The sequence below is a fragment of the Ensifer sp. ENS11 genome, assembly GCF_014851895.1.
Classification (GTDB): domain Bacteria; phylum Pseudomonadota; class Alphaproteobacteria; order Rhizobiales; family Rhizobiaceae; genus Ensifer; species Ensifer canadensis.
This window is the reverse complement of the sequence record NZ_JACVAN010000020.1, coordinates 1-14,491: the sequence shown is the minus strand read 5'-3', so window position 1 is coordinate 14,491 and position 14,491 is coordinate 1. Positions and strand designations below refer to the sequence as shown.

At 61.2% G+C, this 14,491-nt stretch carries 13 protein-coding genes and 1 tRNA gene; 9 read left to right on the top strand and 5 right to left on the bottom strand.

Features of this window, described 5'->3' with window-relative positions; all coding sequences use genetic code 11:
* Nucleotides 1–5: 5 nt before the first annotated feature.
* The 4 genes from ctaD to IB264_RS27080 are packed head-to-tail and all read left to right on the top strand — an operon-like array spanning nt 6 to nt 3,571.
* The gene (ctaD, locus tag IB264_RS27095) at nt 6–1,784 is read left to right on the top strand and encodes a cytochrome c oxidase subunit I (protein ID WP_025428197.1); all 1,779 of its coding nucleotides are present in this window, start codon (nt 6–8) and stop codon (nt 1,782–1,784) included.
* Nucleotides 1,781–2,485: a cytochrome c oxidase subunit 3 gene (locus IB264_RS27090; RefSeq protein ID WP_025428198.1), complete on the top strand. Its 705-nt coding sequence runs from the start codon at nt 1,781–1,783 to the stop codon at nt 2,483–2,485. The genes ctaD and IB264_RS27090 overlap by 4 nt, the downstream gene beginning before the upstream one ends.
* Nucleotides 2,486–2,494: 9 nt before the next feature.
* Entirely contained in the window at nt 2,495–3,217 is a 723-nt protein-coding gene (locus IB264_RS27085) for a heme-copper oxidase subunit III family protein (RefSeq protein ID WP_025428199.1), read from the top strand.
* 9 nt (nt 3,218–3,226) lie between these two features.
* Nucleotides 3,227–3,571: a cytochrome C oxidase subunit IV family protein gene (locus tag IB264_RS27080; protein ID WP_025428200.1), complete on the top strand. Its 345-nt coding sequence runs from the start codon at nt 3,227–3,229 to the stop codon at nt 3,569–3,571.
* A gap of 18 nt (nt 3,572–3,589) precedes the next feature.
* Here the strand turns inward: IB264_RS27080 and IB264_RS27075 are convergent, their stop codons facing one another.
* From IB264_RS27075 to IB264_RS27065, 3 genes are read right to left on the bottom strand one after another with little or no spacing between them, the layout of a single operon-like run.
* Nucleotides 3,590–4,825 (bottom strand): hypothetical protein, encoded by a 1,236-nt coding sequence (locus IB264_RS27075; RefSeq protein WP_025428201.1) that lies wholly within the window; start codon nt 4,823–4,825, stop codon nt 3,590–3,592.
* A 6-nt stretch (nt 4,826–4,831) separates the two neighbouring features.
* On the bottom strand, nt 4,832–5,788 hold the full coding sequence (locus tag IB264_RS27070) for a DUF2950 domain-containing protein (protein ID WP_025428202.1): 957 nt from the start codon (nt 5,786–5,788) through the stop codon (nt 4,832–4,834).
* Between the two features lie 25 nt (nt 5,789–5,813).
* Nucleotides 5,814–7,223, bottom strand: coding sequence for a DUF3300 domain-containing protein (locus IB264_RS27065; protein ID WP_025428203.1), 1,410 nt, complete (start codon nt 7,221–7,223; stop codon nt 5,814–5,816).
* A gap of 378 nt (nt 7,224–7,601) precedes the next feature.
* On the opposite strand from IB264_RS27065, the gene IB264_RS27060 reads away from it, so the two are divergent.
* The 5 genes from IB264_RS27060 (at nt 7,602) to IB264_RS27040 (ending at nt 13,242) form a co-directional block, all read left to right on the top strand.
* Nucleotides 7,602–8,684, top strand: a complete 1,083-nt coding sequence (locus IB264_RS27060; RefSeq protein WP_025428204.1) for a hypothetical protein — start codon at nt 7,602–7,604, stop codon at nt 8,682–8,684.
* Between the two features lie 280 nt (nt 8,685–8,964).
* On the top strand, nt 8,965–9,582 hold the full coding sequence (locus IB264_RS27055) for a hypothetical protein (RefSeq protein ID WP_025428205.1): 618 nt from the start codon (nt 8,965–8,967) through the stop codon (nt 9,580–9,582).
* Nucleotides 9,583–9,683: 101 nt separating this feature from the next.
* Nucleotides 9,684–11,399 (top strand): type I secretion system permease/ATPase, encoded by a 1,716-nt coding sequence (locus IB264_RS27050; RefSeq protein ID WP_025428206.1) that lies wholly within the window; start codon nt 9,684–9,686, stop codon nt 11,397–11,399.
* Nucleotides 11,400–11,414: 15 nt separating this feature from the next.
* Nucleotides 11,415–12,857: an HlyD family type I secretion periplasmic adaptor subunit gene (locus IB264_RS27045; RefSeq protein ID WP_025428207.1), complete on the top strand. Its 1,443-nt coding sequence runs from the start codon at nt 11,415–11,417 to the stop codon at nt 12,855–12,857.
* Between the two features lie 7 nt (nt 12,858–12,864).
* On the top strand, nt 12,865–13,242 hold the full coding sequence (locus IB264_RS27040; RefSeq protein WP_128090485.1) for a transposase: 378 nt from the start codon (nt 12,865–12,867) through the stop codon (nt 13,240–13,242).
* Between the two features lie 9 nt (nt 13,243–13,251).
* Here the strand turns inward: IB264_RS27040 and IB264_RS27035 are convergent, their stop codons facing one another.
* Together IB264_RS27035 and IB264_RS27030 are read right to left on the bottom strand one after the other, a co-directional pair.
* Nucleotides 13,252–13,986 carry a response regulator transcription factor gene (locus IB264_RS27035; protein ID WP_025428209.1) on the bottom strand — a complete coding sequence of 245 codons (735 nt, stop codon included), beginning with the start codon at nt 13,984–13,986 and terminating at the stop codon, nt 13,252–13,254.
* A gap of 397 nt (nt 13,987–14,383) precedes the next feature.
* Nucleotides 14,384–14,460 (bottom strand) — tRNA-Met (locus tag IB264_RS27030).
* Nucleotides 14,461–14,491 lie beyond the last annotated feature (31 nt).

The window sequence follows — 14,491 nt, the reverse complement described above, 5'->3', positions numbered from 1 at the left end:
TATAGATGGTCGACATCCGGTCAGGCACAGATGGCGCGCTCGGACACGCCGAGGTGGAGGATGTTGAACTCTACCATCCCCACAGTTGGTGGACGCGCTATGTCTTCAGCCAGGACGCCAAGATCATCGCCGTGCAATATGCCTCGACCGCCATCGCCATCGGCATGGTTGCGTTGGTTCTCTCCTGGCTGATGCGCCTGCAGCTTGGCTTTCCCGGCGCCTTCGCCTTCATCGATGCGGAGCGTTACTACCAGTTCATCACCATGCACGGCATGATCATGGTGATCTACCTGCTGACCGCGCTGTTTCTCGGCGGCTTCGGCAACTACCTGATCCCGCTGATGCTCGGCGCACGCGACATGGTGTTTCCCTACGCCAACATGCTGAGCTACTGGCTCTACCTTCTCGCCGTGCTCGTGCTGGTCGCCAGCTTCTTTGCCCCCGGCGGACCGACCGGCGCCGGCTGGACGCTGTATCCGCCGCAAGCCGTGCTTTCAGGCACACCCGGAGGCAAGGACTGGGGCATCGTGCTGATGCTCTCCTCGCTCATCCTTTTCATCATCGGTTTCACCATGGGCGGGCTCAACTATGTGGTGACGGTGCTCCAGGGCCGCGCACGCGGCATGACGCTGATGCGTATGCCGCTGACGATCTGGGGCATCTTCACCGCGACGGTGATGGCGCTGCTCGCCTTCCCCGCCCTCTTCGTCGCCTGCGTCATGATGATGTTCGACCGGGTGCTCGGCACCAGCTTCTTCATGCCGGCGATCGTCGAAATGGGCGAACAGCTGCAGCATGGCGGTGGCAGCCCGATCCTGTTCCAGCATCTCTTCTGGTTCTTCGGCCACCCCGAAGTCTACATCGTCGCCCTTCCCGCGTTCGGCATCGTCTCCGATCTCATCAGTACCCATGCCCGAAAGAACATCTTCGGCTACCGCATGATGGTCTGGGCGATCGTCATCATCGGCGCGCTTTCCTTCGTCGTCTGGGCGCACCACATGTATGTCAGCGGCATGAACCCCTATTTCGGTTTCTTCTTCGCCACAACCACGCTGATCATTGCCGTGCCGACCGCGCTCAAGGTCTACAACTGGGTGCTGACGCTGTGGCGCGGCGATATCCATCTCAACCTGCCGATGCTGTTTGCGCTCGGTTTCATCGTTACCTTCGTCAATGGCGGGCTGACCGGCCTCTTCCTCGGCAACGTCGTCGTCGACGTGCCGCTTTCCGATACGATGTTCGTCGTTGCCCATTTCCACATGGTCATGGGTGTCGCGCCGATCCTCGTCATCTTCGGCGCCATCTATCACTGGTATCCGAAGGTCACCGGCCGCATGCTCAACGAGGCGATGGGCCAGCTTCATTTCTGGGTCACCTTCGTCGGCGCATACCTCATCTTCTTCCCGATGCACTATCTCGGCCTGATCGGCGTGCCCCGGCGCTACTACGAGATGGGCGAAACCGCCTTTGTCCCGGCCTCGGCCCACACGCTCAACGAGTTCATCACCATCGTTGCGCTCATCGTCGGCGCGGCGCAGATCGTCTTCCTCTTCAATCTCGTCTGGAGCATTCGCCACGGCCGCGAGGCCGGCGGCAATCCATGGCGGGCAACGACGCTCGAATGGCAGACGCCGGAAACGCCGCCACGCCATGGCAACTGGGGCAAGGATCTGCCGGTGGTCTATCGCTGGGCCTATGACTATAGCGTGCCCGGCGCACCGGAGGATTTCATCCCACAGAACCAGCCCGGCCCCGACAACCTGACGCGGGAGACCGCGACATGAGCGTGACACTGATCTTCCTCGCCGTCATCGCGGCGATCGCGGGATGGTGGCTGTCGCAGCAGCGGATGATGTCGAAGCCCTGGCTGGAGGTCGGCCACCACCACGACCCGCGCCCGCAGGGCCGCCACCCGATCGAACCGGCCAAAATTGGCCTCGGCGTCTTTCTCGCCGTCGTCGGCGCGCTGTTCACCCTGTTCATCAGCGCCTACTTCATGCGCATGGCATCGACCGACTGGTGGTCGACGCCGATGCCGACGCTCCTATGGCTGAACACGGCGGTGCTCGCTGCCGGAAGCCTGATGCTTCATGCCGCCAAGGTATCGGCCGAACGCCACCGTGACGAAGCAAGCCGCACGGCGCTCATCGCCGCCCTTACCTTGGGCCTCGGCTTCCTCGTCGGCCAGGTCTTCGCCTGGCGCGAGCTCACCGATGCCGGATACCTCCTCACCGGCAATGCGGCCAACAGCTTCTTCTACATGATCACCGGCATGCACGGCCTGCACATCGTCGGCGGCCTGATCGCGCTTGCCCGCACCATTCTCGCCACGCGCAAGGGGCCGATCGATGAAAGGGCGACCCTGTCAATCACGCTCTGCGCCACCTACTGGCATTTCATGCTCGCTGTCTGGCTCGTGCTGTTTGCGCTGTTTTCCGGCTGGGCCAACGACTTCATCGACCTCTGCCGGCAAATCTTGACCTAGGAGCCGCCCATGTCCGCGCCGACACATGCACCTGTCACAGAGCCCTTGCCCCGGCCTTCGGGTCTCGCCGGCTTTGCCGCCGATTGGGCATCGGATCAGCGCGCCTTCAAGAATGTCTCCTGGGGAAAGGCCATGATGTGGATCTTTCTCCTGAGCGATACCTTCGTCTTCGGCTGCTTCCTCGTCGCCTACATGTCGGCGCGCATGTCGACCGCGGTCCCCTGGCCGAACCCGAGCGAGGTCTTCGCGCTGCATATCGGCGGTTCGGACGTCCCCCTGATCCTGATCGCCATCATGACCTTCGTGCTGATTTCATCGAGCGGCACCATGGCCATGGCGGTCAACTTCGGCTATCGCCACGACCGGCGCAAGACGGCGATCCTGATGATGCTGACGGCACTCTTCGGCGCCACGTTCGTCGGCATGCAGGCCTTCGAATGGACCAAGCTGATCTCCGAAGGCGTTCGGCCCTGGGGCAACCCGTGGGGTGCGCCGCAGTTCGGCTCCACCTTCTTCATGATCACCGGCTTCCACGGAACGCACGTGACGATCGGCGTCATCTTCCTCTTGATCATCGCGCGCAAGGTCTGGCGCGGCGACTTCGAAACCGGCAAGCGCGGCTTTTTCACCAGCCGCAAGGGGCAATACGAGATCGTCGAAATCACCGGCCTTTACTGGCACTTCGTGGACCTCGTCTGGGTCTTCATCTTCGCATTCTTCTATCTCTGGTGAGGAACAGCCATGACTGACGCACCGGCACATATCGCGGTCAAAGAGCACCAACAGCACCCGATCGGTCTCTATCTGCTGGTCTGGGGCCTACTTTTCGTGCTCAGCACCTTCTCTTACCTGGTCGATTACGTCGGCCTGCAGGGCTATCTCAGATGGTCGCTGATCCTCATCTTCATGATGCTCAAGGCGGGGCTCATCGTTGCCGTCTTCATGCATATGGCCTGGGAACGTCTGGCGTTGATCTACGCGATCCTGCTGCCGCCGCTTCTGGTACTGGTCTTCGTCGCGCTGATGGTATCGGAATCGCACTACGTGCTCTTCAGCCGCCTCACCTTCTTTGGTGCCGCGCCATGACCGGGAAGTTTGCACCGCTCAGAGCAACAGCAACTTCTTGAGGACGGAGAACACTTCCTTATAGGGAAGAATGGTGACGCCGGCAGCGGCGATCGGCAGGAGGGCAGCTGCCGCCACCGGCACGACTGCCGTGCGGCTCAACAGCATCGCCGACAGCTTGCGCGTCGTTTCAAACTGTTTCGTCGGGTCGGCGATGTCATCGGCCTGCTGCTGAACCTCGTCGGTGCTTGCCGCCACCACATTGGTGCCCAGTATCTTCCGCTCGTTTGAGCGGTGATAGCGGGTCGCCTGCGTCCCCAGCATCAACAGGCTGCGCTCCTTCAACTGTCCAAGCGGCTTCGAGAAAGCCGACAGCGGGTAGGCAAAGAGCGCCAGCACGATCACCAGCCAGCCGGTTGCGATCGTGCTGAAGGTGGTGGTTGTCAGGCTTTCCTGCAGCAGATGCTTGGCGATCGCAGCACCTATCGCGGCACTGATACCGAAGATGAAGAGAACATAGGCGTTGGGATAGCTCGCAAGAAAAGAGAGCCCGCCATTGCCGTCTGGATGCGTCGCGACAAGCCGAAGTTCCAGTCGAGCGATCCGGCGCAGAAGCTGCGCCCAGACGAGGTGTCGCCACAGCCCGCGCAGCAACAGGAACACGAACAGCGGCTGGCTGACGACGATCGTCCACCAGCCGGCCGCCGTGATCCGCCGCCCCTCCGCGGAGACGTCGACTGCCCAGGATGCGACACCCGACGTGCGCATGTTGAGGTAGGCAAAGATGGCGGCAAGAAGCGCCAAGCCAAGACAGACCGCCTCCGCTAGCCGCGAGTCGCGGCGGGCAAGCGCAACCGTCACGGCGTCGCCAAATGCCTGCACCGAGCCCGGCGCGACGATCGGCGCCTTCAGGAACTGCCCGAGCTTGATGTGCAATCCGCGCTCGACCTGCTGTTCGGCCAGCACAAACGCGCCGACGCCGATGGCAAACCGGCCCCAGACGCCCAGATCACCGAGATAGGAGCCTGGCGCGTCGACGGAAAGAAAGCTGCGCGGCAGCCCAAGCAGCAACGGCACCAACCAGGCAAGCGCTACGAACAACAGCGCGCGCCTTCCGGTCTTCAGCGCATGTTCGCGTAGTAACCCGAGCCGGCGTTGCAATTCGAAAAACGGCCCGCCATGCGCGGCGAGATACTCGCCCGGCGAAAGATCGCGGCGCGGCGATGTTGCCGTTCCCTGTTCGGCGCTCTTGCGAACCTTTTCTTCAATACTCAATGGCGCTCAATCCTCGGTGATGGTCCAGTTGTCGTTGGGATTGAACTGCTTGATATCGCGCGCCATCGCAGCGGTGTCCGCGCCGAGATCCGCCTGATAGACGATGCCGTTCCGGTTGACGACAAAGGTATGAACGCCGGTCTCACCGTATTTCACCGGCCAGGCCACCAGCCCAAACCCTGCGATCATGTTGCCGTTGATGACATAATCGTAGGAGCCGCCGGCGATGTTTCCGCCCTGCCGCGTCAGGATCTTGAAGCGGTAGCCATAATAGCCTTCGTCGGCCTTGGCCTTGTCCAATTGAGCCTGCGAAAGATCGCCTGCAGGGCTGTCACCATCCCCCTGCTCTGCCGGCCAGTAGAGGCCATCGGTCTTGCCTTCGCTCGAAATCAGCTTCTGGGCATATTCGAACACGCCATCGCCGTCGTGATCTTCTTGAGTGTATTCTTCCTGCGCGTCCACATAGGCTCGCGCCGTGTTGATCGCCTCAAGCTCATTCTCACCAACGCGGCGATTGATGATCTCTTCGATCCCGGCATAGGTGTCGAACGCCCACTTGCCGTCTTCCCCCTTGACGATCGGGAAGGGCAAGGGCCAGAGCTGATCGCCGATCTCGACAATCTTGTTTTCGCCCGCGTCGGTCAGGATCACCTTTTTGGCGGCACCCGCCTTGATCTGTTCGTAGGTGTTCATCACACCTTCGCCTGTTTTCAGCTTTTCGGCATCAAGGCCCAGCAGCGCGGCAAGTTTGCCGAAATCGCTCGAACTCATTGCATCCTTGAAGGCTGAAGCCGCCTTGTCCGAATCGTCGAAGGTGGGAGGATCGGTCTGCGAGATATAGTCTGCAAGTTCGGCCGGCTGGCTCTCTGCCGCCAACGTCGCTCCGGCGTAGCCCGACAGGCCGAGCAGCAGCAGCCCGACACCCGAACGGAAAATCATGCTCTGACGATGATACCTGGTCATGACCATACCCTCCCGTTTCTCGCGCTCAACCACGACGTCCGCCACCACCGCGTCCACCGCCACCACCATGGCGAGCCCCACCGCCGCCGCCGTGTCCAACGGACCGATGCGGCACGCCCCCACTGCGGGCGCCGCCACCCATCGCCTGGCCGCCGCGCCGCGATTGCACTTGCGTCACCTTGCCCGGCCGCACTTCGCCCAGACCTGATGGCTTGCGCGGACGATTGTCGGCTTTTCCTGCCGGACGCGGCTTGCTCGCCGGTCGGTTGGCCTTGCCGCCGGAACCGCCGCCGGGTTTCGAGATGTTCCCGGGCCGCTGCGCCGCCGCGGATCCAGCGTTCGGCCTTGCATTAGCCGGCCGGTTCTTCGCACCATCGATCTTGTTGCTGCGAACATCCTTCAGATCCTTGAAGGAGCCCGTGTCTACCTTCTGGCGCAGGTTGGCACTCGCATCGCTTCTGGTGATCTTGGCCTTGTCGCGGATGTTGTTATTGCCGTTGGCTTCGATGCTGTTCTTCATGTTCGAACGGTCGAACTTGGCGAACTGGTCCTTGTCGATATTGATCTTGCTGCGGTCGACATTCTTCCAGTCGATGTCGTTGAACTTGACCTTGCCGTTGATATCGACGTTGTTGAAGCACTTGTTGCAGTCGACGTCGATGTCGCCATTGTAGCGCCCACCCCAAACACCCCAGTCGTCCCAATCGACCATCGCACCGAACACCGCGCCGGTGACCACACCGGCAAAGAACGTCGCCGTTGGATAGTAGTAGTTCGGATAGGGCTCGGGATAGTAGGACAACGGTTGGGGCGCATAGTTTGGCGCGTAGAGCATCTCCGGCTCGTATTGCGGCACATAGATCTTTTCCGGATTGGCCGCCTGAATGATGACGTTGTCGTTCTCCTGAACGACCTTCATCTTGTCGTCGGTCTTGAGCACGCCTGAAGCGACCGCCTTGTCGCGCAGCTGCTGAATGGCGATCAGCACATCCTTTTGCTGGTAGGCCATTGCATCGGAAAGGGACTGCGTCCAATCGATATCCTCGCTCATCATCTTGACGATATCGGGATAGTTCAGAAGTGAAATGACGCTGCCATCCCACGTGTCCTTGGGCTTCAGGTCCTTGTTCTTCTTGAGGTTATCAAGATAACGCTCAGCTTCGACGATCTGCAGCGGAAAGAGCGAAGCCGACGCGATGAGCGCGACCAGTTCGTCTGGATAAAGCGCGATGCGGGCGACAAGGATTTCGAGCTCTTCTTCGCTGAGCGGCTCCGGCGTGTCCGCGTCGGCCTGCTGGGCAGCCGAAGGATCGGTGGCCGCCTGCTCCTGCGCAAAGGCGCTAAAGTTGTAAGTGTAGGGCTCCGGTATCAACAAACACGCAGTCGCCAGGAAGCAGATCGATCGATGCAAACGGATGACACTCTTCACTGCCATTTCCCCTCCCCGTTCGGACGCACTGTTGCGTCACCTGTCTTGCCTGCTGGTGCGTGGGTTTCTATCTGCCTGTCTGCTGGTCTCATATGTTGGCAGCGCATCGGCCGCCGCAAGTGTTGGTTGACACTATTGCATACGCTCTCTCTTTTTCAATGCACAAATGATGACCACACGACGGTACACACCATAGGTTGTGCCAAGTTGGCGCAACGAGCCTGCCGCCCTACGCCCAAACGGCCGGGTCCTGCCCAATTGGATGTAGACGAATTGCAGGCTCTTCTTTTCCAGCATCTGGCTTCAGAATAGCGGTTTAATGCGGCCCCATGTCCTGCGCGATATCGCAGGGCCTGGGCTGAACCGTGGATTGGAGAAACGGCAATGACGGAAAATCGTCCCTTGTCGGAAGCGGCGCCGAATGCGAACACCAATCAGAACACGGTCGCGACCGCTGCCGGCGGGCATCTCGCGTTGGTCCCCACCTGGCTTCCCCTCGATCTCGTTCCGGATCCGGACCACAATTCGGCCGGTGCCGGGGGTAATGGAACCAGCATCGGTACCCTCGACAGCAATACGCTCGCCGTTTTCATGCCCTCCAACGCTGCTATCACCGGCCCGCATTCGGCCGCGGATGCGCAGCAGGGCAATGACGCCCTGATCAACCAGCACGCCACCGAAATGGCCGGCATGGGAGGCGACGGCGGCAGCGGCAATCTTGCGGGCAGCGGCGGCGGCAATGCCGGCGGCGGTGGCCACGGCACCTTCATCGGCAGCCTGGTCAGCACGGATGTGGGGGTATTTGCCCCGGTGAATACCGCCGTTGCGGCAGGGCCGGGATCGACGGCGACGGCCAATCAGGCCAACAACGCGGCAATGCTGCAAGGCGCCACCCAGATCGGCGGCATCGGCGGATCGGGCGGCGACCACAACATTGCCGGCGGCGGCACATCCGCCAACCATGGGACATCCATCACCTTCACCGGCGACAACTTCGCCGGACACGGCGGTGACGGCACCTTCATCGGCAGCATGATCGATGTGAACGTGGCGGTGTTTTCGCCGATCAACATCGCCATCGGTGCGGCCGGCGGAGCCGCCTCGGCTCACCAGACCAACAACGCCATCTTCGATCAGGGCGGCGTGCAGATCGCCGGTATCGGCGGTGCCGGCGGTGGCTTCAACCTGTCGTCCGACACGATCTTCACCGGCGACCAGATGGCTGGCGGTGGTGGGTCCGGTTACTCGAACGGCAGCATGGTCGATGTCAGCATTGGTTATTTCCACCCGATCAACATTGCGGTACCGGCCGGTGGCACGGCCGATGCCCAGCAGCTTGATCACGTGCTCTTCGACCAGCACGCGCTACAGATGGCTGGCGTCGGTGGTCTTGGCGGTGAGGGCAATCTGTCGGATGCCCATTCGGCGCTCGTGGACGATATCCTCAGCCTTGTCGATGGAATCTGAAGTCGGACAGCTCGCACAGTCCGTTTCGAACCTGACCCGGCACGAATGTCAAAACGCACCCGCAGTCGGGTGCGTTTGTCTGTCGCCGATACCACGCACTCCCGCATGGCAAGCCAGCGCCCCATACCCCGCCCAAAGGGACGTCACCGAATATCCAGCTAGTTCGCACGCTCGATAGCGCTCACCATTCAATCGCGGTTACCCCGTCTGCCAAACGGTATCGCTGGCACCGAACCGCTTAAGAGAACACGGGGGTCACGATACTTAGAGGAGCAACGCTATGCCTATTCCGCAAGCATCTGACACGATCAACCTCACCGACTCCAATGCTGGCGATGCAAGCGCCGGCAACGGCGGCGACGGCTTCAACTATGGTGATATTCACTACAATCCGGTCGCCTATGTCGCCAATTCACAAACGGTAGAAGGTGCCTACACCAAGCTCTACAACGGCGATCATGTATGGCAGGACGCCGGATGGGGAACCGGTGACGGCGGCGACGGTGGACTTGCCCAGGCACGGGACGGCCTGTTGGCCGTGCTGACCAACAACGGCTCGGGCGGCGCCGGCGGCGACGCCTATTCCAATGGCGATCAAGGCAACACCAGCGGTGGTAATGTTGCAGCGGTTGCTGCAGACACAACGGCAACGCAGAACACCCAGTTCCTGGCCGACCAGCATGCAACCATTCTCGCCGGCGTCGGCGGCAATGGCGGCAATGGCAACCTTGCACAGGGCGGCGATATCTCCTCGGCCTTGGTTCACACCAATCCGTTCACGGAAACCAACACGTCAACGGACATAGACACCACGACCGAAACCACATCGGTCTCGAACGCGCTCGACCATTTCATCAACGCATTCGGATCGATCGACCTCAACGACATCGGTTCGTGAATTTTTCATGAGGATCGCCGGTTTCGGCCGACGATCCTCATCCTTGCATGCGTCTTGCCAAGCCCTTGCCTTGTCAGAATCGATTGCACCGAGATCTGATAATGACAGCCAATTCGACACCCACGCCGCGCGAACCAACGCATCTGGTCATGGCCCTCAGGGCCTGCGCCAGCGCCTTTGGCCTGGTCTTCCTCTATAGCTGCGGCTACAATCTCTTTCTGCTCACCCCCTCCATCTATCTGCTGCAGATCTACGATCGCGTGCTGTCGAGCCGCAGCGCCGATACGCTGGTGATGCTGACGCTGATCGTTGCGGTCGCCGTGGTGGTCGGATCGCTCCTGGATATCGTTCGCCGCGCCGCCCTGTCGCGCATCGGCAGTTGGCTTGATCACCGGTTGCGCCCGGTGGTTCTCACGGCCTCCTTCGAATATGGCGCCCGTACCAGCACCGCAGTTGCGACCGATTGCTACAAGGACCTGTCGACGCTCAGGCAGTTTCTGGATTCGCCGGCAAGTTCGCTGCTCTTCGACGTTCCCTGGGCGCCCGTGTTCCTGCTGCTGCTGTTTCTCGTCCATCCGCTGCTCGGCGTGATCGGCGTGCTGAGCGCCGTCTCGCTGCTGCTCCTGGCCGTCCTCACCGAACTGGCGACCCGACGTCCGCTCACCCACGCCAACCGCGCCCTTGCGCGCAGCTACGTGCGCTTTGCGACCGCGCTCAAATACATCCAGGTTATCCGTGCGATGGGCATGCAGGACGGCGCCGCGCAGATCGTCTACCGCGACGCCGAAGCGGCCAGGAAGGCACAGGATGCCGCGATGCAGCGCACCGAGATCATTCTTGGCCTGTCAAAATCCGTGCGTACGCTCACGCAGATCCTGATGATGGGTGCTGCCACCTGGCTGGTGCTCGAGGAAAACAGCAGTCCGGGCATCATCTTCGTTGCCAGCCTGCTGCTCGGCCGCGGCCTTGCCCCGGTCGAAGGGGCGATCGGTGCCTGGCGCTCCTTTGCTTTTGCCCGCAGCGCCTTCGAACGGCTCAATCAGATGCTGATTGCGGTCGCCGCTGACAGCGACGCGCGCATGGTTCCCGTGCCGGAACCGAGCGGCCTTATCCTCGACAGTGTCGGCTACACCCTGCCCTATGCCGATCGCCAGATATTGCGGGGCGTAACCCTGCGCCTGGCGCCGGGCGACTGCGTCGCCCTGATCGGACCATCGGGATCGGGAAAGTCGACGCTCGGCCGGATCATGGCAGGCGTCGAGCCGGCCACGAGCGGATGTGCACTTCTCGGCGGCGTCGATATCTCCGCCCTGCGGCTTTGCGCGGGCACACGCCATGTCGGTTACCTGCCGCAGGACATCGAGCTCTTCGGCGGCGCCGTCAAGGATGTCATTGGCCGGCTGGACGGATCCAACCCCGGCAAGGCGATCGAGGCGGCCAAGCTCGTCGGCTTGCATGAAACGATCATGCGACTGCCCAAGGGCTACGACACCGATATCGGCGAAGGCGGCGGCCTGCTCCTGCGGGCGCAGCGCCAGCAGCTTGGTTTGGCACGCGCCGCCTACGGCAATCCGTCGCTGGTGGTGCTCGATGATCCCAATTCGAGCCTCGACTACGACGGCGAGCGCAAGCTGTTCACCGCCATATCGCGGATGAGGTCGCGCGGCATGATCGTCGTCGTCATCACCCATCGCATGGGAATTCTGCCTGTCACCAACAAGATCGCCATCCTGCGCAACGGCACGGTCGACGCCTTCGGCGACAGCGAACAGATTTTTGAGACTCATCTTCAACCGCCGGCGCGGACCGGAACATAGGAGGGGGATCGCACAATGCTCCCCGCACAGATCGACCGGCCTCCATCACGATCCGCTGTTGCAAGCAGCGCGGCCAATCATCTGGCAAAGGCGCAAGGTCAAATCGGCAAATTGCTTACCTATGCGCCGACCGACGGCCTCGTGCCGATCGAACTCGCCGCCGCCTCGCCGATGTCGCGGCTTCGCTCCGTCGCCAGGACCGGCAATCTGCTCATCGGCTTTTTCGTCGTCGGCCTCGGCACCTGGTCGGCATTGGCACCGCTTACCAGCGCGGCAGTCGCCTCGGGGGTCGTCGAACCGGAATCCAGCCGCAAAACCATCCAACATCTCGAAGGCGGCATCATCAGGCAGATCCGCATCAAGAACGGAGATACCGTTACCTCCGGCCAGATCCTGATCGACCTGGACGACACCAAATTCCGCTCGGAGCGGGACAGCCTGAAGGGGCAGCTCTGGGATGCGGAGGCAAGGCATGCGCGTTTGCTTGCCGAGCAGGACGATGCCGACAGCATAACCTACCCGCCCGAAATGCTGGCCGCCATGGTCGACAATCCCGCGATCAACGCGATCGTCACCGGTCAGCAGCGGATTTTCGAAACCCGCCGCCAGGTCATGCGCGCCGAAATTGCGATCACTGAAGAAAAGATGAAACAGGTGCAGCAGGAGGTCGCCGGTCTCACCGCACAGAAGGCGGCTCTGAGCGAACGTGTCGAAATCTCCAGACAGGAGTTGGAGAGCGTCACGACGTTGACCAAGAAGGGGCTGGAAAAGAAGAGCCGTGTCCTCAATCTGCAACGGGAAAAGGCCGATATCAGCGGGCGGGTCGGCGAAAGCGCCGCCCAGATCTCCCGTGCCTATCAAGTGATCAGCGAAGCCCAGGCCTATCTCGTCAAGCTTCGAAGCGATCGCCTGAACGAGGTGGCGCAAACCATGCGCGAAACGGAAACGCAGATCCTGCAACTGAGCGAAAGGCTGCGTGCGATCGACGACCAGCTTGCGCGAACTGCGATCAGGGCGCCTGAGGACGGCGTGATCATGGACTTGCGGGTCCATACAACCGGCGGCGTTATCGGCGCCGGTGAACCGCTTGTCGATCTCGTTCCACGCAAAGGCCGCCTGATCGTCACCGCCCGCGTCCGGCCAGAGGACATCAATCTCGTGCATCCCGGCCTCACGGCGCAGGTGCATCTGCTCCCCTACAACCAGCGTCGGGTCCCGCTGCTGAAAGGTCAGGTCGAATATGTCTCGGCGGACCGTCTGGTCGACAAGCAGACCGGCCAATCCTACTACGCCGCGACGATCCATGTCGTTGATGAACGATTGGCCACGATGAGCGAGGTCGAGTTGGTCGCGGGCATGCCGGCCCAAACGCTGATCGAAACGGGTACGAACAGCGTGGCGCTCTATGCATTGAGACCACTGCTTGACAGTTTCAACAGAGCATTTCGTGAGGACTGACACAGCCTTGGCCGGTGGCTCCGTGCACGGTGCAAATGAAGGTGCGGCTCCGTTGTTGCCGACGCACCCCACTCTTGGCTCGCGGGCACCCCTGATCCGGCCGAAGGATACGATAATGGGCAAACGAAAATTCGACGACGACGAAATCATGGGTATTCTGAGGGAACATCGGACCGGCGCGACGGTAGCGGAAGTTTGCCACCGCCATGGCATCAGCGAGCCGACCTTCTACCGCTGGCAATCCTCACAGCTTCGAACCGTCGGCTTCGACGTTGGGCGCATACGCGCGCTGGAGCTGGAAAACCAGAAGCTGAAAAAACTGCTGGCCGAAGCCATGTTGACGGCCGCGACACTGAGCGAGATGCTAGCGAAAGCCTCGAAATAACGATAGCGACTATGGTATCGCCAATCCGTTGCGCGGCGATGCCCTGCCGCCCAGTCGGGCAACGACCTCCGTGCGGTTCTGAACCTGCAGCTTCCGCATGATGTGCTGGAGGTGCATCTTCACGGTATGCCCCGAGAGGTTCAGCTTGCCGGCGATAACCTTGTTGGACGAGCCGCATTGCAACTCAGCCAGAACATCGGTTTCCCGCGGCGTGAAGTCGGCATGAAGGAGATCGTCGCGGCGCGGCCGCCTGGCGGGGTCAGCCTCTTCAGGCCTCAAATGCAGCGCTGTCCCATCGCCAAAGGTCCCCAGCGGATGCGGACAGAACACACCGCCCGCCAGCACCAACCTGAGGCCCGCAAGAGCGATTTCGATTGGCAGCGACGTTGTGAAGAAGCCGCGGATGCCCATCTGCAGCGCCTGCGTTGCCATCGAGATATCGTCCGTGTCCGACAGCAAGGCGATCGGCGCATCGGAGAAACGCTCGGAGATGGCCGCAAGATCGGAACGCAGACTGCTGCTTCCGACGTCCCTCCCCGCCAGATCCAGCGTAATCAGACGGATGTCCATACCGAGTGCCCTGTCCAGGCTCGCGGTCGAGATCATGTCGATGAAGGTCCACCCCGCCAGTTCGCGCTCCAGCAGCGTGACAATGGCAGTGCGGGCGAGAGTATGCGGTTCGACGACGATACCGGTGGGTGCATTGCGCCCTTTGCGGCGCAGCGTTCCTGAACTGATGGACACGAGCCGACCCCCAGGATGTTTGCAACCTCTAAGGTCAGCATACTATGCCCGAACATGCATCATGTCATGAGAAAATGGGGATTAATCCGATCGGACCAGTCCCGGCAAACCGTTGACAACATACGGTTTTTTTAAGCGCACTCACTGGCGTTGGGCGCTGTAACATATCTTGAGTAGTAAAATACACCCAGTTCGTTGCGACGATGATCGAAAGCCTATCATCGCAGCGGTCACAATTTTGCAACCGAGTTCGGCGAGATACCGCTCTCGTTTTGTCAAAATGGACGCTGAACCGGTTGCCGTTCCGGCGATACCTTCCGCCTGATCATCGCTTTGGAGTTGGTCCCAGAACGCCAAAAAGCCCGCCGGATTTACCTGGCGGGCTTTTTTTTTGATTTGGTTGCGGGGGCAGGATTTGAACCTGCGGCCTTCAGGTTATGAGCCTGACGAGCTACCGGGCTGCTCCACCCCGCGCCATCTCGGTAAACCGCTATGCGGTTTATCC

What these genes read in the sequence shown, in the direction of transcription:
- IB264_RS27045 (WP_025428207.1), top strand. Translation starts at nt 11,415, where the DNA reads ATGCTCCCCGCACAGATCGACCGGCCTCCATCACGATCCGCTGTTGCA.
- IB264_RS27050 (WP_025428206.1), top strand. Translation starts at nt 9,684, where the DNA reads ATGACAGCCAATTCGACACCCACGCCGCGCGAACCAACGCATCTGGTC.
- IB264_RS27055 (WP_025428205.1), top strand. Translation starts at nt 8,965, where the DNA reads ATGCCTATTCCGCAAGCATCTGACACGATCAACCTCACCGACTCCAAT.
- IB264_RS27070 (WP_025428202.1), bottom strand. Translation starts at nt 5,788, where the DNA reads ATGACCAGGTATCATCGTCAGAGCATGATTTTCCGTTCGGGTGTCGGG.
- IB264_RS27080 (WP_025428200.1), top strand. Translation starts at nt 3,227, where the DNA reads ATGACTGACGCACCGGCACATATCGCGGTCAAAGAGCACCAACAGCAC.
- IB264_RS27090 (WP_025428198.1), top strand. Translation starts at nt 1,781, where the DNA reads ATGAGCGTGACACTGATCTTCCTCGCCGTCATCGCGGCGATCGCGGGA.
- IB264_RS27065 (WP_025428203.1), bottom strand. Translation starts at nt 7,223, where the DNA reads ATGGCAGTGAAGAGTGTCATCCGTTTGCATCGATCGATCTGCTTCCTG.
- IB264_RS27060 (WP_025428204.1), top strand. Translation starts at nt 7,602, where the DNA reads ATGACGGAAAATCGTCCCTTGTCGGAAGCGGCGCCGAATGCGAACACC.
- IB264_RS27085 (WP_025428199.1), top strand. Translation starts at nt 2,495, where the DNA reads ATGTCCGCGCCGACACATGCACCTGTCACAGAGCCCTTGCCCCGGCCT.
- ctaD (WP_025428197.1), top strand. Translation starts at nt 6, where the DNA reads ATGGTCGACATCCGGTCAGGCACAGATGGCGCGCTCGGACACGCCGAG.